The following is a 21689-nucleotide window of genomic DNA, read 5'->3' on the forward strand; positions in this document are numbered from 1 at the left end:
CGACCCTGCAAGCGAGCACGACGGATGTGAGCGAACCCGCCCGGCACGCGGAACGGCGGCCGGCAGGGCTTCGGGTGCGCGCCTTGATCAACAGTGGCAGCGGCACGATGCTGCGCCTGGGCGTCGATCGGGCGCGAGCACAGCTCGCCGGAGCCTTCGCCCGCCGTGGTGTCGAGGTCGATCTCGTCTTCACCGAGGGCGAGAGCCTGCGCCGCGAGGCCGAGCGGGCGCTGGGCGACGCCAGGGCCGGCCGGCTCGATGCCGTGGTCGTGGGCGGCGGCGACGGCAGCGTCAACTGCGTCGCCGGTGTCCTCGCCGGTACCGGCGTGCCGCTCGGCGTGCTGCCGCTCGGCACCCTCAACCACTTCGCCAAGGATCTCGGCATGCCGCAGGACCTGGATGCGGCGGTCGAGGCGATCGTGCGCTCCCCGCCGCGCGCGGTCGACGCGGCGGAGGTCAACGGCCGGGTGTTCGTCAACAACTCGCTCCTTGGGATCTATCCTTACATGGTGGCGGACCGGGAGCGGCGGCGGAAGGCGCACGGGCTCGGCAAGTGGGCCGCCATGTCGCTGGCCTTCGTCCGCATGCTGTGGCGCTTCCCCCGCCGGCGGCTCTCGATCTGCGCCGAGGGCTGGACCCGGCCTTACCGCACGCCCTGTCTGTTCGTCGGCGTCAACGAGTACGATTTCGAGCTGTTCAAGGTGCAAAGGCGCGTCGGCATGGACAAGGGCGAGCTCTGGCTGATCGTCGCCAGGCACGGCCATCCCTTGCGCTTCGCCTGGTTCGCGTTCCGCGTGGCCTTTCGCGGGCTGACCGGGGAGGACGACTTCGAGGTGATGCGGGTGAGCGCTGCCGAGGTACGGGCCCCGGTGAGCCGGCTCCGGGTCGCCACGGACGGCGAGATCAGCCGGATGCGCACGCCGCTCCGCTACCGGATCCTCCCGCGCGCGCTTCAGGTGCTGGCGCCGCCGGCGGCGGCGGAGGTGTGACCGGGACGGGATCGTAGCCGGCTTCAGCCCGCCGTCGGCCTGCAGCCTTCCAGGAGCGCGCGGTCGCGCTCGATCGCGGCGACCAGGGCATCCATCACCACCCGCACGCGCGCCGAGCATGCTGTGGTCGTCCACGCCACGCAAGCAGGAGAGCAGCATGATCGAGACCGTGCGGATACACGCGGTCGGCGGGCCGGAGGCACTGCGCGTCGAGCGGATCCCGACCCCGCGGCCCGGACCGGTCGAGGTCCTCGTCCGCCAGACCGCGATCGGGGTGAACTATGTCGACGTCTATCATCGGACCGGCCTCTATCCCCTGTCGGCCCTGCCGACGGTGCTCGGAGTCGAGGACGCAGTGGGCGAGGCGGCGCGGAGCGCGGGTGATCGGGACGGTAGGGAGCGCGGAGAAGGCTGAGCTCGCCCGCGCGCACGGGCTCGATCACGCGATCCTCTACCGCTCCGAGGACTTCGTCACGCAAGCGCGGCGGCTCACGGGCGGGCAGGGTGTGGACCTCGCGATCGACGGGACCGGCGGCGAGGTGCTGCTGCGGACGCTGGATGCGGTGCGTCCGTTCGGCACGGTCCTGAGCGTGGGCCAGGTCGCGGGCGAGACGCGGCCTCTCGCCCTCGGCGAGCTCGGGCCGGCGCGCTCGCTCCTGCTCGGCCGGCCCAGCGTGTTCCGCTACCTCGCGGATACATCCCGGTATCGCCGGGCGGCACGGGCGGTGCTCGCCGAGGTGACGGACGGGCTCGCCGTCACGATCGGGCTGAAGCTGAGGCTCGCCGAGGCCACGGTCGCCCATGCGGCGCCCGAGACAGGCCGCACCACCGGCTCCATCCTGCTCGTGCCCGGCTGAGGGAGGGAAGAAGGAGGCGCGCTCAGCGCTTGACGACGTAGCCCGCCTCCTGCCAGCCGCCGAAGCCGCCCGCCATGTGGCACACGTTCGTGAAGCCCATGTCCTTGAGCGTCTTGGCGGCGAGTGCCGAGCGGCCGCCGCTGCCGCAGTAGAGGACGAGCTTCTTGCCCGTGTGCAGCTCGGCCACGTGGTTCGGGTTCGAGGGGTCGGCCAGGAACTCGAGCAGGCCGCGCGGGACGTGCACCGCACCCGGAATGTGGCCGCCTTCCCACTCGTGCCGCTCGCGCACGTCCACGAACTGCACGTCGTCGCGGCCGAGCAGTGCCTTGGCGGCGGCGACGTCGATCGTCTCGACCTCCTGATTGGCGCGGGTGACGAGATCGCGGGCGGGGGTGATGGTCATCGCGGCTCTCCCTGTAGAGCTGGCTCCGTGTGCTTGGGCAGGAACTGCTTGCTCAGAGCATGGTAGATCGGCTCCGGGCTGACCAGCCTGGAGATGCCGTAGGCGAGCAGCGCCGTCGCCATGAGGGGCAGGGTCATGGCGGCACCATCGGTCGTCTCGAGGACGACGACGATGGTCGTGACCGGCGCCTGGACCACGCCCGCGAAGTAGCTGGCCATGCCCAGGATCGCCGCTGCTCCGGTCGGCAGAGCCGGAAGGAAGGGCGTGAGCCCCGCACCCAGGCCAGCCCCCCATGGCGAGCGACGGCGGGAAGATGTCGCCCGGGATGCCGCTCATGGTCGAGAGCGCCGTGGCGGCCAGCTTGGCGAGGCCGTACCAGCCCGGAAGCTCGAGGGTGCCCTCGAGCAGGCCGCGCGCCTCGCCATAGCCGGTGCCGTAGGTCGTGTTGCCGGTGGCGAGGCCGATCAGGGCCACGAGCAGCCCGCAGCAGCCGGCGAACAGCACGCGGCGCCCGCGGCGAAGGCGACGGCAGCCGAGCCGACGACGGCGCCCCCACCCAGAACACGATGCGCTGCTTCCAGACGAGCGCAGAAAACCATGAGCGTCGGGAGCGGCGGAACTCCCGACGCAGGCCCGTGAATGGCCGCGGGGCCGGCACGGCGTCAGACGATGAGTGCGTGACGGGACGGACGAAGCGGCGGGACACGCATCGCAGGCGTCATCGGGTCTGGGTCTGCCCTCGGTTGTGGAATCGCGGCGCTGCCACGGCGCGCTGCGTTCATGGTAGGACAGGCGGTGTCGGGCTGCCAGCGCGGAACGGCGGCAGGAACATTCCTGCCGCCGTTCCGTTGATGGCATGGTCGCCGGGTGGGGCGATCGCGCCGAAGGAAGAACGACCATGCGCGGCATCCTGCTGTGGCTGATCGGCATTCCGATCCCCATCATCATCCTGCTCTACCTGTTCCACGTCATCTGACGGCCGGCCACCGTCCGATGCTGCGGCGCTCGCGCTCAAGGTGCCTGCAGCACGGCGGCGCATTCGGCGGGAAGATCGGCCAGCACCAGCGGCTTCGCCGGGGCCGGCGGCTTCTGCCAGGGCTCGTCGGTGAACCACCAGGCGAGTTCGGCGCCGCAGCCGTCGCCGGCGGGCGGCGGGTCCTGGTCGCGGCAGAAGGGCTCGTCCGCAGGACAGGCGAGGCGGACATGGAAATGCGTGTCGTGGCCCCACCAGGGACGGATCTTGGCGAGCCAGGCCCGGTCCGGTCCGGCTTTCCGGCACAAGGCCTGCTTGATGCCGGGGTGGACGAAGATCCGCGCCACCGCGGGATCGAGGGCGGCGCGGCGCAGGAGAGCGATCCGTGCCTGCGTGAGCTTCGCCGGGTCGGCGGTGAGCTTCCCGTCCGCGATCATCGAGACCGGGGCGAGGCTCTCCCGCTCCTCGAGGGTCAGGCGGCGATCGGGCATCGGCGTCAGCCAGATGTCGACGTCGAGCCCGATCTGGTGCGAGGCGTGGCCGGTGCGCATCGGGCCGCCGCGCGGCTGCGCCATGTCGCCGACGAGAAGGCCGGGCCAGCCATCCTCGCGGGCAGCGGCGGCGAGGCGCCCGATGAAGGCGATCAGCGCGGGATGGCCCCAGACGCGGTTGCGCGAGAGCCGGACCGCCTGCCAGCCGGGGCCGTCGACCGGCAGCGCCACCGCACCCGCGAGGCAGCCTTTGGCGAAGCTGCCGATGACGTGCGCTCCGTGCTCGGCGGGTGCCGGCACGGTCACGCTGCCGAACAGCTCCTTCGCGAACGGGCTGTCGGGCATCGCCGCGACGGCCGGACCAAGGCCGAAGCAGAGGACGCAAAGGCTCGCGAACAGGATCCGGGCACGGCTCGACACGTCACACCCTGCAGATGGCGCCACTATGCCCCGGAAGGCGGAAGCGGGTCGCCTTCCGGAGCGGGAAAGAGAGTGTCAGTATAGCCGAGGAGGCGATAGTAGAGCAGCCCGTACCATTCGTAGACCGCCTCGTCGAGCTCGCGCAGGCGCTCGCTCGCGAGCGGCTCGGCGAGCAGCCGGAGCGAACCTGTAGTACGGTAATCGACGGGCCAAGCCTCGAGCCCGGGCCAGCCAGCCCGCCGGAACACGCCCATGGCGCGCGGCATGTGCCGCGCGCTGGTGACGAGCAGCCAGCGCTGGCCGGGTGCCGGCCGTGCCAGCGTCAGCGTGAAGAGCGCGTTCTCGCGCGTCGAGCGGGCGCGATCCTCGAGGGTCACCCGTCCCTCGGGCAGGCCCTGATCGGCCAGGAACCGCGCGATCGTGGCGGCTTCCGGGTCGTCCGCCCCGCGATCGTTCCAGGCCGTGCCGCCGGTGAAGATCAGCCGCGCGTCCGGCAGGCGGCGTGCCAGCTCGGGGATGGCGGCGAAGCGTTCCATGGTATCGCCGAAGCTGGGCAGGCCGCGGGCGCGGGTGACGGCGCCGTCGATGCCGCCGCCCAGGAAGACGACACCGTCCACGTGCCCGGGCAGGCCGCCGGGCCGCGGGAAGCGGTTCTCGAGCGGCACGGTCAGCCATTGCCCCACCGGCAGGAGAGCGCAGGCGGCAAGCGCGAGCAGGCTCGCCGCCAGCAGCCGCACTCCCCAGGCACGGCCGAGCCGGCAGCCGAAGAGGCCGAGGAGGGCGAGCAGCAGGAGCAGGCTGCTCGGCCGCAGCACGAGCCAGACGAGCTTGCCGAGCACGAACGCCATGGTCGTGAGCCTTCCTTGCCGCCTCGCCCGCATTCGCCTACGCAGCTTTTCGGTTGGCCGGAACGCGGCGGAACGTCATCCTTGGGCCACGGAGCGCAAGAAGAGAAGCTGCAGGAAGGGGAGCATGTCAGGCAGATTGGACATGGCCGGGCTCGAGAGCCTGATCGCGAGCGGCGAGATCGACACGGTGGTGGCGGCGTTCACCGACATGCAGGGGCGCCTGATCGGCAAGCGCGTCACCGGCCGCTTCTTCCTCGACGCCGTTCACGAGGAGTGGCACGCCTGCAATTATCTCCTCACGGTCGACATGGAGATGGAGCCCGTGCCGGGCTTCAAGGCGGCATCCTGGGACAAAGGCTACGGCGACTTCGTCGTGAAGCCCGACCTCGGCACGCTGCGCCGCATCCCCTGGCTGCCGGGCACGGCGCTGGTCTTGGGCGACATCTGCGACCACGAGGGCAACGAGCTCGCGATCAGCCCGCGCACGATGCTGAAGCGGCAGCTCGGGCGGCTCGGGGCCAAGGGTTTCACCGCCAAGATGGCCTCCGAGCTCGAGTTCTACGTCTTCGACGATTCTTACGCCGAGGCGCGCGCGAAGCACTATCGCGACCTCAAGACGGCGGGCTGGTACATCGAGGACTACCACGTGCTCGAGACCACGAAGCGCGAGCCCTTGATGCGCGCGATCAGGAACGGCATGGAGGCCGCCGGCATCCCCGTGCAGGAGAGCAAGGGCGAGTGGGGGCCGGGCCAGGAGGAGCTGAACCTCGTCTACGCCGAGGCGCTCGAGATGGCCGACCGGCACGTGATCTACAAGAACGGGGTCAAGGAGATCGCGTATCTCCAGGGCAAGGCCGTGAGCTTCATGGCGAAGTGGCGCGCCGACCTCGCCGGCAATTCCTGCCACATCCACGGCTCGCTCTGGCACGAGGACGGCGACCGCCCGGCCTTCAGCGACGGCCACGGCGAGACGGCGCTGTTCCGCCAGTTCCTGGCCGGGCTGCTCGCCGTGGGCGGCGACATGGCCTATTTTCTCGCTCCTTACGTCAATTCCTACAAGCGCTTCCAGGCCGGCTCGTTCGCGCCGACCAACCTGGTCTGGAGTCGCGACAACCGTACGGCGGGCTTTCGGGTGCTGGGTCACGGGCCCTCGACCCGGATCGAGTGCCGGGTGCCGGGAGCCGACGTGAATCCCTATCTCGCCTTCGCCGCGTTCCTCGCCGCCGGTCTGCACGGCATCGAGGCGAAGCTGGAGCTCGGGCCGGAGTTCCGGGGCGACGCCTACAAGTCGGGCGACGTGCCGTCCGTGCCGCGCTCCTTGCGCGAGGCCGTCGAGCGGCTCGACCGCTCGGAAGTCTTACGCGCCGCCATGGGCGACGAGGTCATCGATCACTATGTCCACGCCGGCCGGTGGGAGCAGGCGGCGTTCGACAGGGCGGTCACCGACTGGGAGCTCGTCCGCTACTTCGAGCGGGGATAGCACGGCGGCGATGCCGCCGTGCCACGGCGGGCTGCGTCGGCGCGGCTCGCCGCCTCGCGTCCTGCTCCATCGGCCCGGAAGCCCGCAGCAGGGGGTATCGCCCGAGAGACGCGCACCATGACCCTTTTCCCGACCCTGATCATGCTTACCTTCGGGCTCGCTTTGTGTGCCTTGTGCCGCTGGTACGAGGCCCGGCCGCGCGAGCTGGGTCGGGTCAGGCTGCCGACGATGCCGTTTCTGGCCTTGGGCGTGCTGCTGAGCGTGGTGGCGGCCGCGCATCTCGTGAGCCTCGCGACGGGCGTGCCGCTCAAGAGCCGCTACGGCCCGTGAGAGTCGCACATCGCCCTTGCCCTTGCTGCGGCGGAACGGCAACATTCGACCTCAAGCTACGGGCATCGTTGAGGAATCGGTAACCGATCCAGGTGAATATCGAGTATGGATCGAAGTCCCCACCGGTTGTGGAACTGAGGCGAACTTCCATGCCGCTGCACACCCAGGCTTCGGCGCCCGGAACCGGCTCCTTCCTTCCTGCCGCAGGGCTGCTTCTTCTGACGGTGGTGCTGACGCTCGCGCTCGCCTCCCCTGCGCTCGCGCGGTCCAAGCCTCATCTCAAGGAGCTCGATCTCGACATCCGGCCCGGCGACGTTGCGCTCCAGCCCCGTGCGCCCACGGCGGAGCCGCTGACCGACGCGGCGGACATCGGGCAGGACCTGCCCATCGATCCCAACGCCGTGGCGCAGACCGACCAGATCGAGCGGACCGAGCTGCCGAGGCAGCGCCGGAGCGAGGGTGGTGACGGCTCCGGCGAGGGCTCCGTCCTCGAGCAGATCCTGCAGGATCACACCATCCCACTGTTCCGGGTCCGCATGAACTCGCCCTTCTGAGGCTTGGGTCTGCGCCGCAGGTGTCGCGGGAGGGGCGGCCAGCAGGTCCGAGAGGAGCGGCGCTGCGGTGCCGAGCAGGAGCTGGATCGGAGCGTCCAACGACGAATTCTCCAACGGACTGCCCGCCCCGCATGGCAAGCCGGGATGGCGCGGGCTACATAAAGGTCTCACACCGCCAAGGACAATGGAGGCGAAGCCCGTGCGCTACCTGCACACGATGGTTCGGATCAGCAACATCGAGGAGTCTCTCGACTTCTACTGCAACAAGCTCGGTCTCAAGGAAGTGCGGCGGCACGAGAACCCGCAGGGCCGTTATACTCTGATCTTTCTCGCCGCCGACGAGAATCCGGACGCGCAGATCGAGCTCACCTACAACTGGGACCCCGAGGTCTATACGGGCGGGCGCAATTTCGGCCACCTCGCCTACTCGGTGCCCGACATCTACGAGACCTGCCAGCGCCTGATGGACCAGGGTGTGACGATCAACCGGCCGCCGCGCGACGGCCGGATGGCGTTCGTCAAGTCGCCGGACGGGATCTCGATCGAGCTTCTGCAGCAGGGCGAGGCGCTGCCGCCGAAGGAGCCCTGGACGTCGATGCCGAACGTCGGCAGCTGGTGAGGGGCGGACAGCAGGCACGGGGCTGGCCTTCGGCCATGACGCATGCGTCTGCCCCGAAGCGATGCTTCACCCTTGTTTCCGTGCGGGGCCCGGTCGTGGCCGGTCCCCGCACGAGCCGCATATCGCGCTCCGGATGCCCAGCCGGATGAATTTTTCGCTGGCACGTGGGAACCAATCGGGCCGTCGGGATATAATTATAACGTGAACTAGCCTCTCGTCGGATAAAACTGAAGCGATATGGTTCCGAGATGATCCAGCAAGGGCATGTCGTTCTGCCCCATGGCGCAGCCCTGGTCCGGCTGGCGCCCGCCAGCCGCTCCTGCTTCGTCGCCGGCACGGCGATTCTGATGGCCGACGGCCGGACCCGCCCGATCGAGGCGGTTCGCCCCGGTGATCACGTGATCGGACGGCGCGGCCGTCCGAACCGGGTCATGGCCAGCCTGCGGGCGCGCCTGGGCCAACGGCGCCTCTACGGTCTGAACGACGGGCAGCCGTTCGTGACCGTCGATCATCCGTTCCTCACCACGGAGGGCTGGAAGGCGCTCGATCCTGTCGCGACGCGGAGCCGCCATCCCGGCTTGCAGCTCGAAGCCTTGCAGTTGGGAGACCGGCTCTGCCGGGGCACCATGTTCTCGCCGTCGCTCTGGCACGGGCGCGTGCCCGTGACGGAGGGATTGCTGTTCGTCCAAGGGACGGCCGAGCTGGTCTCGATCGAGGCCGTCGATGCCGATCCCGGAACGCATCTGTTCGATCTCGTGCTCGACGGCGATCACGGCTACGTCGCCGATGGCTGGATCGTCTGCGGCCGGGGCGGCGAGGAGGAGGCTATTCGATCCGGTCGGGATCGCCCGTGAACTCGGGCGAGCAGAACGGACCGCCCTGGAACAGCTCGGCGATGGGATCGGCCACATCCGCGGGCTCGGCTGCCAGCACCTCGGCGGCGAAGGGCTCGGATTCGTCCTGCGGCCGGTAGCCGAGACGGTAGGCGTTCGCGTTGTCCCACCAGGTGCGATCGTTCTCCGAGACGCCGTAGACGATCTCGTAGTGCAGATCGGGATGCTCGAGGCCGATCCGGACGAGCTGGAGGAAGTCGCGCGGGCTGATCCAGATCGAGAGCCGCCGCCGGTCGACCGGCCGCTCGGCGAAATGCCCGATCCGGATGGCGAGCACCCGGAGTCCGTATTTGTCGGCGTAGAACCGGCCCAGCGCCTCGCCGAACGCCTTGCTGACCCCGTAGCGCGAATCCGGCCGCGGCGGCACGGTATGGTCGATCCGCGTCGGGCGGCGATAGAAGCCGATGACGTGGTTCGTGCTCGCGAAGACGATCCGCTGCACACCCTGCCGGCGCGCGGCCTCGAACAGGTTGTAGCAGCCGACGATGTTGGCCTGGAGGATCGTGTCCCAATCGGCCTCGACCGACTGGCCACCGAGATGGACGATGCCGTCCACACCCTCGCAGATCGTCTCGCAGGCCCGAAGATCGGTGAGATCGGCCTGCATCACCTCCTCGCCCTCCCGAGCGGGCTCGAGAGGTGCTTGATCCGACAGGCGCAGGCTCGGGTAGAGCCCGCGCATGTCCTCCCGCAAGCGTCGTCCGATGCCGCCTGCGGCACCGGTGATCAGAACGCGCTGCATCGCGACAGTCTCCTGGCCAGCAGCTCGCACGCCATCGAAGCGACGTTATGGCCGGGCGGCGGGTGGAGCAAGCGCGCGGTGCCGGCGAGCTCGGGGAAATGTCTCAACTGTGGCAATCGGTTACGTCGGCGCTGGACGCGCCCCGAGGGCCCGGGCTTTCCCGCGGGGCGGCCGGACCGGGCGAGGATCGATGCCGTGTCGGTCGGCGCCTAGGCCGTTACCCGCGCGCCTGAGGCCAGGCTCGCGCCGCGCCGCCTCGAGGAGGAAGGTCTCGAGCTCCTGCGCCCGCGCTCTGGCGGTATGGGACTGGAGCACCCGCGCGCGCGCGGCCGCCGCCACCGCGCTCCGCCGCGCCTCGCTGCACTCGCGCAGGAGCCGGGCGACCTCCTCGCCGCTCTCGACCAGGAAGATCTCCTCCTCCGGCCGGAACAGCTCGGCCAGGCCATTCCAGATGTCGCTGATGATCGGCACGCCACAGCTCGCGGCCTCGAACAGACGTACCGAAGGTGACCAGCCGGCCGCGACCATGTCGGCGCGGGTGATGTTCAAGGTGAAGCGCTGGCCGGCATAGAAGCCGGGATGCGCCGGCGGGGCCAGATGCTCGATCCGCCCGACGTTCGAAGGCCAAACGATCTCCTCCGGATATTGCGGGCCGGCGACGACGAACCGGCGGCTGGGCAGGTCGCGCGCGGGCTCGAGCAGGAGCCGTTCGAGCTTGGGCTGCCGGTCGTCGCTGTAGGTGCCGAGATAGCCGAGGTCCCAGCGCAAGGGGGCGGCCTGCGGCCGGTAGAGGCGCTCGTCGGCGCAGCAGTAGAGGGCGCGCGCCATGGGTGCTCCGAGCTCGCGCTCGAGCCGCTCGAGGGTGGGGCCGCCCGTGAAGGAGAGATAGAGGTCGAAACGCGGGATCAGATGTGGTGCCAGATATTCGTGGTCGTGCCGGGCGAGCTTCGCGAGCGTGACGGGCGTGTCGATGTCGTAGAAGGCCTTCACGCCGCGCGCGATGCTGCAGATCCACTCGCCGACGGCGACTCCTTCCTGGACGTAGGAGCCCAGGATCACGGCATCCGCCTCGGCGACGAGGCGCTCGTGCTTGCGCGCGAGCTGCTCCAGGCTGCGGTAGAGCCGGGTGGCGCAGAACACCGGGTTGGGCAGATCGCGGTTGGCCGCATACCACGGCGCATCGCGCTCGAGGAACGTCACCTCGTGGCCGCGGCGGGTGAACTCGCGTAAGAGGCCACGATAGGTGGTGGCGTGGCCGTTGCCCCAGGAGGAGGTGATGCTGAGGCCCAGGACGACGAGCTTCATGCTGCCTCCTCCCCGAGGTCGCGACCGGCGAGCACGCGCTCGACCTCGGCGGCGCGCTGGTCGTAGGTGTGGCGGGCGAGAACCTTGGCGCGGGCGGCGGCACCGATCGTCCGGGCGCGCTCCGGATCGAGCGCTGCCAGGTGCGCCGCCACCCCGGTACCGTCCTGCGCCACCAGCACCTCGCGACCGGGCTCGAGGAACTGCTCGATCCCCTCCCAGGCATCGGTGATCAGGCAGGCACCGGCGCCCGCGGCCTCGAACACGCGCGTCGGCGGCGAGAAGCCGTAGCGCGCCATGCTGGCCCGGTTGATGTTGAGCACGGCCTTGACCGAGGCGTTGAAGGCGTTGTGGTCGGCCGTGCCGACATGGCCGAGATAGCGCACGTTTTCGGGCATCGCCCGGCTCTCCCAGCCGGCGCCGCCCAGGAGGAAGCGGGCCTCGGGCAGGGCTTCGGCGGCCTTGAAGAAGAACGCGTCCACCCTGGCCTCGCGATCGGGGAGACGGTTGCCGAGAAAGCCGAGCTCGGCCCGAAAACGCGGCGCCGGCGGCACGGGATGGTGGGTCGCGGGATCGAGCGCGTTGTAGATCGGCACGCACCGGCGGGCACCCAGGCGCTCGTAGGCCCGGACCACGGGATCGCCGCCACCATAGGTGAAGACGAGATCGTAGCGCGGGATCAGGGCGGCGAAGGGGTCGTCCTCGTTCTTCTCGACCCGGTCCAGGGTCGCCGGCGCATCGACGTCCCAGAACGCGACGAGGTTGCCGGGCCGGCGCAGGCTCAGCACACCGGCCTCGAGCTCGGCATCGAACACGCCGACCCCGCTCGCCTTCACGATCAGGTCGGCGTGCCGGCCCTGCTCCAATGCCCGCGCCATGCCCGCCTCGGTCGCGGGCCAGACCACGACGCGCGCCCAGTCCGGGTCCGCCATGTCGCGGTTCTGCTGACGACCATAGGCGTCGGGCTCGAAGAAGGTGACCTCGTGGCCGCGGGCGGCGAGTGCCCGGACCAGACCGCGATAGTAGGTGGCGGCACCGTTCCAGTAGCAGGACACCAGACTCGAGGCGTAAAAGCTTATGCGCATGGGCGAAGCTCCAGCCCAGGTTCCTTCTCGATGCCGGCGATCCCGGCATGAATCGCGAGCAGCTCGTCGACGCGGTGCGCGCAGCTGTGCCGCTCCCGGATCGCGGCGAGTCCCGTCGCGATCAGGCCGGCCCGCAGGTCCGCATCGTGCAGGATGGCGCGCAGGTGACGCGCCATCTCGGCGCCGTCGCGGGCGAGGAGAAAGCTGCCTTCCGGGAACAGGCCCTCCGTGTCGCGCCAGGGGGCCGAGACCAGGGGAATGCCGCAGGCCAGGGCCTCGAACACCCGGATGGTCGGGATGCCGGGCAGCGCTTCGACATAAGGCCGGCGCGGCACGTGGACCGTGACCCGGTGGCGGGCGAACGCCAGCGGCGCCTCGTGGTTGGGCAGCCAGCCGCGATAGGCGATCCCGGCCTCCTCGAGCGCATCCAGCGCCGTCTCGGGGTAGCGCACGCCGTAGACGGTGGCGGCAAGCCCGAGTGCCCGCACGGGCTCGGTCAGGAAGGCCTCGAGCTCCTCGCTGCGCTCGTCGTCACCCCAGTTGCCGATCCAGACGAGATCGCCCGTCTTTTCCACCCCGGGCAGCGGGCGGAACAGGCGCGTGTCGGCGGCCTCGTGCCAGACCCGGACCTGCTTCGCCCAGCCGGCCGCGCGGTAGCGCTCGGCGAGGCAGGCGCCGAAGGCGAGCACGCCGTCGTAGCCGTCGAGCACAAAGCGCCGGATCGCCTCGGGATCGCTCACCGTCCGGTGGTGGGTGTCGTGGAACAGGAGGACGAACCGGCCGCCGGCGAGCCGCTTCTGGCCGATGGCGGCCACGAGCTCGGGCGGGTTCCACTCGTGGACCAGGACGAGATCGGCCCCGTCCAGGGCCGCATCGAGATCGGGGAGGCCCGCATAGGATTCGGAGCTCAGCTCCGGATAGGCCCTGCGCCAGCCGAGGAGCGCTTCCTCGCCGTGGTCGCGCACGAGATTGAGGCGGCTCCAGCCGTCCACGGGCTCGTGGACCCGCACGTCGTGGCCGCGCGCGAGCAGCTCGCGGGCGATGCCGCGCAGAAAATGCGCGTTGCCGTGGTTCCAGCACGACTGCAGCGAATGGCAGAACAGAACGATCCTCACGCGGCGCGGTCCTCCGCCGTCGGGTGGTGGGCCAGGATCTCGGCGTAAAGGGCCTCGTAGCCCTCGACCATGCGCTCGCGGGAGTAGAGGGCCGCGCGCTGGCTCGCGGCCGCCTGCAGACGAAGAAGCGCTTCCTGATCGTCGATCAGATCGAGGAGCGTGCGGCGCAGGGTGCCGGGATCGTCCGGCGGCACGAACCGGGCGGCATCGTCCCAGATCTCGACGAGCGAGGGGATCTTGCCGAGGACGAGAGCACAGCCGGACCGGGCGGCCTCGAGCGCCGCGAGTCCGAACGGCTCGTAACGGGCCGGCGCCACGAAGATGGCGGCCTCGGCCATCAGGCGGTGGAGCTCCGGCCGCGGCAGCCGCCCCAGCCACCGCACGACGCTGCCGTTTTCCTCCTCGAGCCCGTCGCCGGCCGTCAGCACGGGCCAGGGCAGGCTGCCCGCGATGTCGGCGAGCGCCCGCACGTTCTTGGCCTCGTCCCACAGACGGCCGGCCGCCAGGATGACGGGACGGCGGCGGAGCACGGACGCAGGTTCGAGGTCGAGGCCGTTCGGGACGATGCGCGGATGAGTGAGGGGCCCCCAGGCCGCGGCGAACTCGCCGAGGAAGGCCTCGGTCGGGGCCGCGACGGCGGCAGCCGCGGCGAGGCCGGCCTGCACCCCGCGGGCATAAGCATCCCATTCGGCCGGCACCCGGCCGCCCCGGCAGGCCTTCCACCAGGTCCGGATACAGGAATGGGCGACGACGAGAACGGGCGCCTTGAAGCCCGCCGCCGCTTCGCGAAAGCCGTTGCAGTGGACGAGATCGGGCCGGAAAGCCTCGGCGAGGCCCAGGAGGCGCTGACGGGCCGCCGCGGTCAGCGGCCCGGCGCGGTCCTGCCATTCGAGCTCGAGATGCGGCACCACGAGGGCGAGCCCCGGAAGCGCGATCGCCTCGGCGCGCTGGTCGGCCGTGGGCTCGGGGCCGATCACGACGAGAAGGATCTCGGTGCCGCGGGCGCCTAAGCCTCTCGCGAGCTCGAGGGCGTAGGTCCAGACACCCCCGACCGCATCCGCGGTCATCAGGATCCGTCGCGGCCGGGTCAACGGCCCGCTCCTGCCTCGAGCTCCGCGAGCGACCGCGGGTGCTCTTCCTGGATGTCGCTGAACTCGGCGAAGGTGTGGAGATAGTGGTCCACCGCCCGCTCCCAGGCATCATCGTCGGGCAGGCCCCAAAGGCGCCGGTAATCCGGCGAGCCCGGATAAGGGAAGAGCGGGACGGGATCGTTGGCCCATACCCCGGCCGCGCGCAGACGGTCGCGCCAGCTCTCGATCAGCCCGGCATCGTCCTGCGGCATCGCGAGCAGGTTGGCCTGGACGAACGGCACGTGCCGCTTGGCCTCGATCAGCCGGTCGGCGAGCTCCTCGGTCTCGAGCTTGCAGTTCTTGGCGAGCACGTCGCGCCCCTCGCGCGTCAGGCTCTCGACCCCGGCCTCGATCGAGACGCAGCCGGCCCGGCCCAGAAGCTCCAGCATGTCGGGCTTCCACAGATCGATCCGGGTCTGCACGCCGAACTTGAGGCCGCGGCCGACAAGGCCTTCGAGGAGCGGGCGGTTGGGCAGGAAGATCTCGTCGATGAAGTAGACATATTCGGCACCCTGCTCCTGCAGCCGTGCGATCTCGGCGAGGATCGTGCCCGCGTCGCGGCGGCGGTAGCGGTCGCGGAAGTTCTCCTTGGCGCAGAACGTGCAGCTATAGGGGCAGCCGCGCGACGCCTCGACCTCCGCACCGGGGCCTTGGGGCCTCGCGTCGAAGCGGTGATGGTGGTGGTGGTGCCGGGCGATCCATTCGTCGGGCCAGAACAGGGGCGGCGCATCGGCGAACCGCGCGGCCTGCGGCCCGCCGTTGACACGGATGTCCTCGCCCTGTCGGAAAGCGAGGCCGGGGATGGCCTCCCAGTCGTCACCGCCCGCGATCCTCGCCACCACCTCCTCGCACTCGCCCATCACCACCCCGTCGGTGCCGAGCTTGCGCAGAGCGGCCTTGGGCGTGGTCGAGCCGTGCGGGCCCACGGCGATCATCCGGCCGGCCACGTCCCGCACCGCCGCCACGAGCGCCATCGGCACGCGCAATTCGGGCGGGGCGCAGCGCCAGAAGAGATAGGTGGGGGCGGTGGTGACGACGGTGAGGTCGGGCCGGAAGCCCGAAAGTTCGGCGCGGATGTCGCTCGTCGCGAGCCCGAACAGATGCGCGTCCACGAGGTGGACCGCATGGCCCTCCCGCTCGAGCAGGAGCCGGCACCAGCCGAGCTCGAGCGGCAGATGCGGCTCGCGGCAGCCGAAATAGATGCTGCCTTCGAAGCTCCAGTTCGGGTTGACGAGCGCCACCCTCATGCCCTGGCCTCCCGGAAGGCCGCGGCCGCCGCCTTGCCGGAGCGCTCCGGCACGACGTGCCGGCGCAGCCAGACGGTGAGGCGCTCGAGCCCGGCCTCGAGCCCGATCCGCGCCCGCCAGCCGGTGGCCTGCTCGAGCGCCCGCGTGTCGGAGACGTACCAGAGCTGATCGCCCGGCCGCGGCTCGTCGAAATGCACCTCGGGCGCCCTGCCGGTGAGCCGCTCCACGTGCTCCAGCATCTCGAGCAGGCTCAGCGTGTTCGCGGGCCCGCCGCCGAGGTTGAAGACGCGGCCGCGCAGCCGGTCGATGCCGTGGAGCCCGGCGAGCCAAGCCGAGACCGCATCGTCGACGTAGAGCGCGTCGCGCACCTGCCGGCCGTCGCCGAAGATGGTGATCGGCTCGCCGCGCAGGGCGCGGATCAGGAAATGCGCGATCCAGCCCTGGTCCTCGTTGCCGAACTGGCGCGGCCCGTAGAGGCAGCTCATGCGGAACACGAGCGTGGGCAGGCCGAACACGCGCGCGTAATCGAGCACGTACTGGTCGGCGACCCCCTTGGAGCAGCCGTAGGGGCTGTAGAAGTCGAGCAGGGTCGCCTCGTCGCAGCCTTGCTTGTGCTCCTCGCGCCTGGGCTCCCAGCGGCTCCGGCTGCGGCCGAGGGCGCTCGCCCCGAAGAGCTTGCCGTAGACCTTGTTGGTCGAGGCGAAGAGGAGCGGCGGCGGATCGTTCTGCCGGCGCAGCGCCTCCAGCACGTTGAGCGTGCCGCGGGCGTTGGCCTCGAAGTCGTGGACCGGATCCTCGAGGCTCGTCGTCACCGCGACCTGGGCTGCGAGATGGAGCACGGCGCGGGCGTTGCGCACCGTCTCGGCCACGGCCTCGGCGTCGCGGATGTCGGCGATCACGGGTGCGACCAGCTTGCCGTGCCGCTCCTTGAGCCATTCGAGGTTGAGCTCGACACCCGGCCGGGCGAGGCTGTCGAGCACCACCACCGGCACGCCCTCGCCGGCCAGCCGGTCGGCGAGGTTGGCGCCGAGGAAGCCGGCCCCGCCGGTGATCACGACCGGCCTGAGCGGCCGCACGTTCGACCGGCGGGCGCCATGCGTCGCCACGGGCGCCCTCATGCCACCAGCCCCCGACGCGCCAGCTCCTCGGTCGCCTGGTCGACCCGGTCGACCGCGACCTCGCCGGCGAGCCATTCGGCCAGCTCCTCGAGGCCGGCGTCGAAATCCTCCTGGGGCGTGAAGCCCAAAACCTTTCGGGCGAGGCCGATATCGGCGAAGCAGTGGCGGATGTCGCCGGCCCGGTAGCGGCCGGTGATCTGCGGCTGGAGGTCGGGCCGGCCGACGGCGCGGGCGAGCGCCCGTGCCACCTCCTCCACCGTGCGGCTGACACCGCTGCCGACATTGATCGCCTGGTCGGCGGCCTCGGGGCGGGTCAGCGCCGCGAGGATGGCGCGGGCCACGTCGCGCACGTGGACGAAGTCGCGCCGCTGCTGGCCGTCCTCGAAGATCAAGGGTGGCCGGCCGTTGAGGAGGCGCGCGGCGAAGATGGCTAGCACACCGGTATAGGGATTCGAGAGCGCCTGGCGCGCGCCGTAGACGTTGAAGAAGCGGAGCGCCGTGGTCGGAATCCCGTAAGCGCGGCCGACCACGAGGCACAGGCGCTCCTGCGTGTACTTGTTGAGCGCGTAGACCGAGCTCAGGGCCGGGCGCTTGGTCTCGGGCGTGGGCAGCGGGGCCAGCGTGGCATCGTCCAATGCCCGCGGCTCCCATTGGCCGCGCTTCAGCCGCTCGACCGGACGCTCCTCGGGCTCGACCGTGCGCCCGTCCGCCGTGCGCGCGAGGCCCTCGCCGTAGATGCTCATCGAGGAGGCGACGACGAGGCGCTGCACGGGATGGCTCGCCAGCGTCTCGAGGAGGACGGCCGTGCCGAGATCGTTGATCCCGACATAATCGGCGATCTGGTACATGCTCTGGCCGACCCCGACGGCGGCTGCGAGATGGACGACGCTGTCGACACCTTCGAGTGCTCGGCGCACCGGGACCGGGTTGCGCACGTCGCCACGGATCAGCTCGACCTCGGGATCGAGATAGGCGGGCCGGGCCTGGCCCTCGCCGTGAACCTGCGGGACGAGGCTGTCGAGGACACGAACCCGATAGCCTCGGTCGAGCAAGAGGTCGGCAAGATGGGAGCCGATGAAACCGGCGCCGCCGGTGATCAGAACACGTGTCATCCGCCTGCTTTCCCGACCGTTGCGGTTTGCCTCTCGATGCGCCCCGACCGGCCTCGGCGTGGGCGAGGCCGGATCGGCAGCATCTTCTTCTATTTGCCCAACGCGACTTCTTCCGGGCGGTTCCGGCGGGAGGGGTGGTTTTTCGTCATGGCGTGAGATCCCGGTTCCTGATCGCCTGCCGCGCGAGCAACGCCCGATTGCAGCTCGCAGCGGATGCTGCAGCCAGACGGCAAACTGCGCATGCTGCGGGAACAAACGTTCGAAGCGCCCGTTTGCTCCGGGACCGCAGACGAGAAACCACATTCTGTGACGCAGATGCCTTGGTGAGGTAACGAGACGCGTGAAGCTCCTGATCTTCGGCCTCGCGATCAGCTCCTCCTGGGGCAACGGCCATGCCACCTTGTGGCGGGGCTTGTGCTCGGCGTTGCTCCGCCGCGGCCATCGGATCGTGTTCTTCGAGCGCGACGTCGATTACTATGCCCGCCATCGCGATCTCACCGAGCTGCCGCCGGCCGGAAAGCTCGTTCTCTATCCGAGCTGGCCCGACGTCCTGCCGCTCGCCCGCCGCGAGCTCGCGGGCGCCGACGCGGCCATCGTCACGTCCTACTGCCCCGACGGGATCGCCGCCGCGGACCTCGTCCTGGACTCGGCCGTGCCGATGCGGGCCTTCTACGATCTCGACACGCCCGTGACCCTGACCCGGCTCGCGGCAGACGAGGCGGTCGCCTATGTCGGTCCGCGAGGGCTCGGCGATTTCGACCTCGTGCTGAGCTACACGGGCGGGCGGGCGCTCGAGGATCTCCGCGACCGGCTGGGTGCGAGGCGCACTGCACCGCTCTATGGCAGCGTCGACCCGGCCGTGCACCGCCCGGTGCCTTCCGAGCCGGGCTACCACGCCGATCTCTCCTATCTCGGCACCTTCGCTGCCGACCGGCAGGCGGCGCTGGAAGTGCTGTTCATCGAGCCGGCGCGACGCCATCCGGAACGTCGGTTCGTGCTGGGCGGCGCCTGCTACCCCGCCGACTTTCCCTGGACCGAGAACATCTTCTTCGTCCGGCATCTGCCGCCGCACGAGCATCCCGCCTTCTTCTCCTCCTCGCGGCTCACCCTGAACGTGACCCGGAGCGCCATGGCGGCCATGGGCTACTGCCCGTCGGGACGCCTGTTCGAGGCCGCCGCCTGCGGCACCGCGATCCTGAGCGACGTCTGGGAGGGGCTGGATGCCTTCTTCGCTCCCGGCCGCGAGATCCTGCTCGCCCGGAGCGGAGCCGACGTGGACGCGGCGCTGGACATGAGCGACGACGAGCTGCGCCGGATCGGGACGGCCGCACGCGAGCGGGCGCTCGCCGAGCACACGGCCGAGCATCGGGCGCTCGAGCTCGAGCGCCTGCTCGGCGAGACGCCGGTCACGGCCGCCGTGCCGCTGGATCGCCCGAGCGCGACCGCGGCCCTAGAGACGGGAGCCTGAGCGATGTGGGGCATCATCCCGGCTGCCGGCAACGGCACCCGGATTCAGCCGCTCGCCTTCTCGAAGGAGCTTCTGCCCGTGGGCAGCCGGCGCGAAGCCGGCGTGGAGCGGCCGCGGGCGGTGAGCGAATATCTGATCGACCGGATGCTGGCCGGCGGGACCGACAAGCTCTGCTTCGTCATCAGCCCCGGCAAGTCCGACATCCTGCGCTATTACGGCTCCACGGTCGGAATGGCGGCGGTGGCCTACGTGGTCCAGTCGCAGGCCCTGGGCCTGTGCGATGCCATCTTCCGTGCGGTGCCTCTGATCGAGCCGCACGAGAGCGTGCTGATCGGGCTTCCGGATACGATCTGGTTTCCGGAGGACGGCTTCTGCGCTCTCGGTCACGACGTGCTGTCCTTCCTGCTGTTCCCGGTGGATCGGCCCGAGCTGTTCGATGCGGTCGTGACCGGCCGGGACGGGTCGGTACAGCGGATCTGGGTCAAGACCGAAGGCGCTCCCTCCCGGTGGGTGTGGGGGGCGATGCGGATGCCGGGCCGGGTCCTGCACGAGCTGCATCGGCTCTGGTGCGCGCGCGACCGGCAGGACGAGTATCTGGGCACGCTGGTCAACGCCTATCTCGCCGAAGGCGGCAAGGCGCAAGGGGTGCGTGCCGGCACCGACTATGTCGACGTCGGCACGCTCCACGGCTACCGCGCGGCGCTGCAGCTCCTGCAGGCGCGTGGGGGCATCGAATCCGCGCCTGTGACGAGCCGCGGGAATTCCCCTGCGGGGCTGATGGAGCAGCGATGACCGACGAGGTGCCCCCTTCCGACCAGGAGCACATCCGACGCCGCATCCACGAGCTCGGGCCCTGGTTCCACAACATGAACCTCGGCGGGATCTGGACCGCGCCCGAGCATTTCCTGGGCGACTATCCCGCCATCAAATGGCAGCGCTTCGCGCACGCGATTCCTGCGGATCTCAGCGGGAAGAGCGTGCTCGACATCGGCTGCAACGCCGGCTTCTACGCGCTCGAGATGAAGCGGCGCGGCGCGGCGCGCGTGGTCGCGATCGACTCGGACGAGGACTATCTGGCGCAGGCCCGCTTCGCGGCCGAGGTCACGGGTGCGAAGATCGAGTTCCGCAAGCTCTCGGTCTACGACGTCGCGAAGCTCGGCGAGCGCTTCGATCTCGTCCTGTTCATGGGGGTCTTCTACCATCTGCGCCATCCGCTCCTGGCGCTGGATCTGATCCACGCCCACGTGGCGAAGGATCTCCTCGTCTTCCAGTCGCTGCAGCGCGGCAGCACGGAGGTCGAGCTGGTCGCCGAGGATTATCCCTTCTTCGACACCGCGATGTTCGACCGGCCCGGCTATCCCAAGATGCACTTCATCGAGCACCGCTACGCCGGCGATCCCACGAACTGGTGGGCGCCGAACCGGGCCTGTGTCGAGGCGATGCTGCGGAGCGCCGGCTTCGAGATCTTATGCCGGCCCGAGGATGAGGTGTTCGTCTGCCGCTGGTGCCAGGTGGCTTACGGGCCGGACGGGCCCTATCCGGTCTATCCGGCGCGGGGGGAGGAAGCATGATCGATTCGGTGATGCTCTGGAACGAGCCCAACAACAAGTCGCACTGGGCGTTCGAGGAGGATCCCGAATGGGCCGCGTTCGCCGAGATGACCATCCAGGCCAGCCGGGCGATCCGGGCCGAGAACCCCGCTCTTGTCCAGGTCTTAGGCGGCATCTCGCCGATCGACCCGCAGTTCATGCTCAACATGGCGGGCAAGGGGGCCCTGGCCGAGCTGGACGCGGTCGCGGTCCACGGCTTTCCGCTCGACTGGAACCACTGGCAGATCCACGAGTGGCCGGACAAGCTCAAGGAGATCCAGGCCGTGACCGATCTGCCGGTCTGGGTGTCCGAGGTCGGGGTCTCGACCTTCGGCGCCGAGGAGGTGCAGGTGTTCGGCCTGAAGCGCACGGCCGAACTCCTTCTGGGCCGCGCACCTCGCATTCACTGGTACAGCCTCTACGACCTGCCGCGCGCCTGGCCCGCCACCACGCGCCATAAAGAAGCCGAAGGCTCGGCTTATTACCGGCATTTCTACATGGGGCTCTTGCGCGAGGACGGCTCGCCCAAGCTGGCGCTGCCGGATTTCCCGCAATACACGCCCGAGATGGGCATCTGCCAGTGGTTCCATTTCGAGGATCACCGGCTCGATGATGCGGTGCAGTGGCTGCGCGATCTGGGGGTGAAGCACCTGCGCACCGGTCTGAGCTGGGCCGACTACTACCGCCCGAACGCTCTCGCCTGGTTCGACCGGCAGATGCAGGCGCTCGAGGGGTTCCACGTCACCGTGACCTTCTGCTTCACGCCGGAGGACAAGGGCATCATCCCGCACCACACGAGCCCGCCCAGGGACCCGCGCGAGTTCGCCGACTTCTGCGCCGCAATGATCCGCCGCTACGCGCCCGGCCAGACGATGCACGGCGTGCCACGTGCCGAGCCGGCGCCCGCCCTGGACCAGGCCTGAG

Annotated in this window: 24 protein-coding genes and 1 pseudogene; 12 read left to right on the forward strand and 13 right to left on the reverse strand. The window is 70.2% G+C overall.

Annotation, left to right across the window (positions count from 1 at the left end; translation table 11 throughout):
* Positions 1 to 26 precede the first annotated feature (26 nt).
* From U1T56_RS12975 to U1T56_RS12985, 3 genes are all read left to right on the forward strand, one after another.
* A complete protein-coding gene (locus tag U1T56_RS12975) occupies positions 27 to 989 on the forward strand; it encodes a diacylglycerol/lipid kinase family protein (protein WP_418159908.1) in 963 nt (320 codons plus the stop codon).
* A 157-nt stretch (positions 990 to 1146) separates the two neighbouring features.
* On the forward strand, positions 1147 to 1404 hold the full coding sequence (locus U1T56_RS12980; RefSeq protein WP_418159909.1) for an alcohol dehydrogenase catalytic domain-containing protein: 258 nt from the start codon (positions 1147 to 1149) through the stop codon (positions 1402 to 1404).
* Complete coding sequence (locus U1T56_RS12985) at positions 1370 to 1846, forward strand: zinc-binding dehydrogenase (protein WP_418159910.1); 477 nt, start codon at positions 1370 to 1372, stop codon at positions 1844 to 1846. The genes U1T56_RS12980 and U1T56_RS12985 overlap by 35 nt, the downstream gene beginning before the upstream one ends.
* 22 nt (positions 1847 to 1868) lie before the next feature.
* Here the strand turns inward: U1T56_RS12985 and U1T56_RS12990 are convergent, their stop codons facing one another.
* The 5 genes and pseudogenes from U1T56_RS12990 to U1T56_RS13010 form a co-directional block, all read right to left on the reverse strand.
* Positions 1869 to 2249: a rhodanese-like domain-containing protein gene (locus tag U1T56_RS12990; protein ID WP_418160028.1), complete on the reverse strand. Its 381-nt coding sequence runs from the start codon at positions 2247 to 2249 to the stop codon at positions 1869 to 1871.
* Entirely contained in the window at positions 2246 to 2530 is a 285-nt protein-coding gene (locus U1T56_RS12995) for a chloride channel protein (protein ID WP_418160029.1), read from the reverse strand. Before U1T56_RS12995 ends, U1T56_RS12990 begins: the two co-directional genes overlap by 4 nt.
* Before the next feature lie 7 nt (positions 2531 to 2537).
* Positions 2538 to 3158, reverse strand: a pseudogene (locus tag U1T56_RS13000) (chloride channel protein); the annotation flags it as partial.
* Between the two features lie 102 nt (positions 3159 to 3260).
* Entirely contained in the window at positions 3261 to 4157 is an 897-nt protein-coding gene (gene mepA / locus U1T56_RS13005; protein ID WP_418159911.1) for a penicillin-insensitive murein endopeptidase, read from the reverse strand.
* Positions 4157 to 4981: a YdcF family protein gene (locus tag U1T56_RS13010; protein WP_418159912.1), complete on the reverse strand. Its 825-nt coding sequence runs from the start codon at positions 4979 to 4981 to the stop codon at positions 4157 to 4159. Before U1T56_RS13010 ends, mepA begins: the two co-directional genes overlap by 1 nt.
* Before the next feature lie 124 nt (positions 4982 to 5105).
* On the opposite strand from U1T56_RS13010, the gene U1T56_RS13015 reads away from it, so the two are divergent.
* The 5 genes from U1T56_RS13015 to U1T56_RS13035 all read left to right on the forward strand — a co-directional run bounded on the left by U1T56_RS13015 (position 5106) and on the right by U1T56_RS13035 (position 8818).
* Positions 5106 to 6461 carry a glutamine synthetase family protein gene (locus tag U1T56_RS13015; RefSeq protein ID WP_418159913.1) on the forward strand — a complete coding sequence of 452 codons (1356 nt, stop codon included), beginning with the start codon at positions 5106 to 5108 and terminating at the stop codon, positions 6459 to 6461.
* A gap of 117 nt (positions 6462 to 6578) precedes the next feature.
* The gene (locus U1T56_RS13020; RefSeq protein ID WP_418159914.1) at positions 6579 to 6791 is read left to right on the forward strand and encodes a hypothetical protein; all 213 of its coding nucleotides are present in this window, start codon (positions 6579 to 6581) and stop codon (positions 6789 to 6791) included.
* 149 nt (positions 6792 to 6940) lie between these two features.
* The gene (locus U1T56_RS13025; RefSeq protein WP_418159915.1) at positions 6941 to 7345 is read left to right on the forward strand and encodes a hypothetical protein; all 405 of its coding nucleotides are present in this window, start codon (positions 6941 to 6943) and stop codon (positions 7343 to 7345) included.
* 199 nt (positions 7346 to 7544) lie between these two features.
* On the forward strand, positions 7545 to 7964 hold the full coding sequence (locus U1T56_RS13030) for a VOC family protein (protein WP_418159916.1): 420 nt from the start codon (positions 7545 to 7547) through the stop codon (positions 7962 to 7964).
* A 248-nt stretch (positions 7965 to 8212) separates the two neighbouring features.
* Complete coding sequence (locus U1T56_RS13035; RefSeq protein ID WP_418159917.1) at positions 8213 to 8818, forward strand: Hint domain-containing protein; 606 nt, start codon at positions 8213 to 8215, stop codon at positions 8816 to 8818.
* Here the strand turns inward: U1T56_RS13035 and U1T56_RS13040 are convergent.
* The 8 genes from U1T56_RS13040 to U1T56_RS13075 all read right to left on the reverse strand — a co-directional run bounded on the left by U1T56_RS13040 (position 8790) and on the right by U1T56_RS13075 (position 17708).
* Complete coding sequence (locus tag U1T56_RS13040) at positions 8790 to 9599, reverse strand: NAD-dependent epimerase/dehydratase family protein (protein WP_418159918.1); 810 nt, start codon at positions 9597 to 9599, stop codon at positions 8790 to 8792. The two genes, U1T56_RS13035 and U1T56_RS13040, sit on opposite strands and share 29 nt — an antisense overlap.
* A 120-nt stretch (positions 9600 to 9719) precedes the next feature.
* Positions 9720 to 10904, reverse strand: a complete 1185-nt coding sequence (locus tag U1T56_RS13045; protein ID WP_418159919.1) for a CgeB family protein — start codon at positions 10902 to 10904, stop codon at positions 9720 to 9722.
* The gene (locus tag U1T56_RS13050) at positions 10901 to 11986 is read right to left on the reverse strand and encodes a CgeB family protein (RefSeq protein ID WP_418159920.1); all 1086 of its coding nucleotides are present in this window, start codon (positions 11984 to 11986) and stop codon (positions 10901 to 10903) included. Before U1T56_RS13050 ends, U1T56_RS13045 begins: the two co-directional genes overlap by 4 nt.
* Positions 11977 to 13101: a CgeB family protein gene (locus U1T56_RS13055; RefSeq protein WP_418159921.1), complete on the reverse strand. Its 1125-nt coding sequence runs from the start codon at positions 13099 to 13101 to the stop codon at positions 11977 to 11979. The genes U1T56_RS13050 and U1T56_RS13055 overlap by 10 nt, the downstream gene beginning before the upstream one ends.
* Positions 13098 to 14192 (reverse strand): glycosyltransferase family 4 protein, encoded by a 1095-nt coding sequence (locus U1T56_RS13060; protein WP_418159922.1) that lies wholly within the window; start codon positions 14190 to 14192, stop codon positions 13098 to 13100. Before U1T56_RS13060 ends, U1T56_RS13055 begins: the two co-directional genes overlap by 4 nt.
* Positions 14189 to 15478 (reverse strand): TIGR04295 family B12-binding domain-containing radical SAM protein, encoded by a 1290-nt coding sequence (locus U1T56_RS13065; RefSeq protein ID WP_418159923.1) that lies wholly within the window; start codon positions 15476 to 15478, stop codon positions 14189 to 14191. Before U1T56_RS13065 ends, U1T56_RS13060 begins: the two co-directional genes overlap by 4 nt.
* The gene (locus U1T56_RS13070; RefSeq protein ID WP_418159924.1) at positions 15475 to 16596 is read right to left on the reverse strand and encodes an NAD-dependent epimerase/dehydratase family protein; all 1122 of its coding nucleotides are present in this window, start codon (positions 16594 to 16596) and stop codon (positions 15475 to 15477) included. The genes U1T56_RS13065 and U1T56_RS13070 overlap by 4 nt, the downstream gene beginning before the upstream one ends.
* On the reverse strand, positions 16593 to 17708 hold the full coding sequence (locus U1T56_RS13075) for an NAD-dependent epimerase/dehydratase family protein (RefSeq protein WP_418159925.1): 1116 nt from the start codon (positions 17706 to 17708) through the stop codon (positions 16593 to 16595). Before U1T56_RS13075 ends, U1T56_RS13070 begins: the two co-directional genes overlap by 4 nt.
* Before the next feature lie 340 nt (positions 17709 to 18048).
* Here U1T56_RS13075 and U1T56_RS13080 point away from each other — a divergent pair, with 340 nt between their 5' ends.
* Genes U1T56_RS13080 through U1T56_RS13095 form a run of 4 tightly spaced genes read left to right on the forward strand, consistent with a single transcriptional unit; the run spans position 18049 to position 21688 of the window.
* Positions 18049 to 19176, forward strand: coding sequence for a CgeB family protein (locus tag U1T56_RS13080; RefSeq protein ID WP_418159926.1), 1128 nt, complete (start codon positions 18049 to 18051; stop codon positions 19174 to 19176).
* Between the two features lie 3 nt (positions 19177 to 19179).
* Positions 19180 to 19968 carry a sugar phosphate nucleotidyltransferase gene (locus tag U1T56_RS13085; RefSeq protein WP_418159927.1) on the forward strand — a complete coding sequence of 263 codons (789 nt, stop codon included), beginning with the start codon at positions 19180 to 19182 and terminating at the stop codon, positions 19966 to 19968.
* On the forward strand, positions 19965 to 20747 hold the full coding sequence (locus U1T56_RS13090; protein ID WP_418159928.1) for a TIGR04290 family methyltransferase: 783 nt from the start codon (positions 19965 to 19967) through the stop codon (positions 20745 to 20747). Before U1T56_RS13085 ends, U1T56_RS13090 begins: the two co-directional genes overlap by 4 nt.
* Positions 20744 to 21688, forward strand: coding sequence for a glycoside hydrolase 5 family protein (locus U1T56_RS13095; protein ID WP_418159929.1), 945 nt, complete (start codon positions 20744 to 20746; stop codon positions 21686 to 21688). The genes U1T56_RS13090 and U1T56_RS13095 overlap by 4 nt, the downstream gene beginning before the upstream one ends.
* Position 21689 lies beyond the last annotated feature (1 nt).

The sequence above is a fragment of the Benzoatithermus flavus genome, from assembly GCF_037908215.1.
In the GTDB taxonomy this organism is placed as follows: domain Bacteria; phylum Pseudomonadota; class Alphaproteobacteria; order Geminicoccales; family Geminicoccaceae; genus Benzoatithermus; species Benzoatithermus flavus.

What these genes read in the sequence shown, in the direction of transcription:
- U1T56_RS12980 (WP_418159909.1), top strand. Translation starts at nt 1,147, where the DNA reads ATGATCGAGACCGTGCGGATACACGCGGTCGGCGGGCCGGAGGCACTG.
- U1T56_RS12990 (WP_418160028.1), bottom strand. Translation starts at nt 2,249, where the DNA reads ATGACCATCACCCCCGCCCGCGATCTCGTCACCCGCGCCAATCAGGAG.
- U1T56_RS13010 (WP_418159912.1), bottom strand. Translation starts at nt 4,981, where the DNA reads ATGGCGTTCGTGCTCGGCAAGCTCGTCTGGCTCGTGCTGCGGCCGAGC.
- U1T56_RS13015 (WP_418159913.1), top strand. Translation starts at nt 5,106, where the DNA reads ATGTCAGGCAGATTGGACATGGCCGGGCTCGAGAGCCTGATCGCGAGC.
- U1T56_RS13020 (WP_418159914.1), top strand. Translation starts at nt 6,579, where the DNA reads ATGACCCTTTTCCCGACCCTGATCATGCTTACCTTCGGGCTCGCTTTG.
- U1T56_RS13025 (WP_418159915.1), top strand. Translation starts at nt 6,941, where the DNA reads ATGCCGCTGCACACCCAGGCTTCGGCGCCCGGAACCGGCTCCTTCCTT.
- U1T56_RS13035 (WP_418159917.1), top strand. Translation starts at nt 8,213, where the DNA reads ATGATCCAGCAAGGGCATGTCGTTCTGCCCCATGGCGCAGCCCTGGTC.
- U1T56_RS13040 (WP_418159918.1), bottom strand. Translation starts at nt 9,599, where the DNA reads ATGCAGCGCGTTCTGATCACCGGTGCCGCAGGCGGCATCGGACGACGC.
- U1T56_RS13045 (WP_418159919.1), bottom strand. Translation starts at nt 10,904, where the DNA reads ATGAAGCTCGTCGTCCTGGGCCTCAGCATCACCTCCTCCTGGGGCAAC.
- U1T56_RS13050 (WP_418159920.1), bottom strand. Translation starts at nt 11,986, where the DNA reads ATGCGCATAAGCTTTTACGCCTCGAGTCTGGTGTCCTGCTACTGGAAC.
- U1T56_RS13065 (WP_418159923.1), bottom strand. Translation starts at nt 15,478, where the DNA reads ATGAGGGTGGCGCTCGTCAACCCGAACTGGAGCTTCGAAGGCAGCATC.
- U1T56_RS13070 (WP_418159924.1), bottom strand. Translation starts at nt 16,596, where the DNA reads ATGAGGGCGCCCGTGGCGACGCATGGCGCCCGCCGGTCGAACGTGCGG.
- U1T56_RS13075 (WP_418159925.1), bottom strand. Translation starts at nt 17,708, where the DNA reads ATGACACGTGTTCTGATCACCGGCGGCGCCGGTTTCATCGGCTCCCAT.
- U1T56_RS13085 (WP_418159927.1), top strand. Translation starts at nt 19,180, where the DNA reads ATGTGGGGCATCATCCCGGCTGCCGGCAACGGCACCCGGATTCAGCCG.
- U1T56_RS13090 (WP_418159928.1), top strand. Translation starts at nt 19,965, where the DNA reads ATGACCGACGAGGTGCCCCCTTCCGACCAGGAGCACATCCGACGCCGC.
- U1T56_RS13095 (WP_418159929.1), top strand. Translation starts at nt 20,744, where the DNA reads ATGATCGATTCGGTGATGCTCTGGAACGAGCCCAACAACAAGTCGCAC.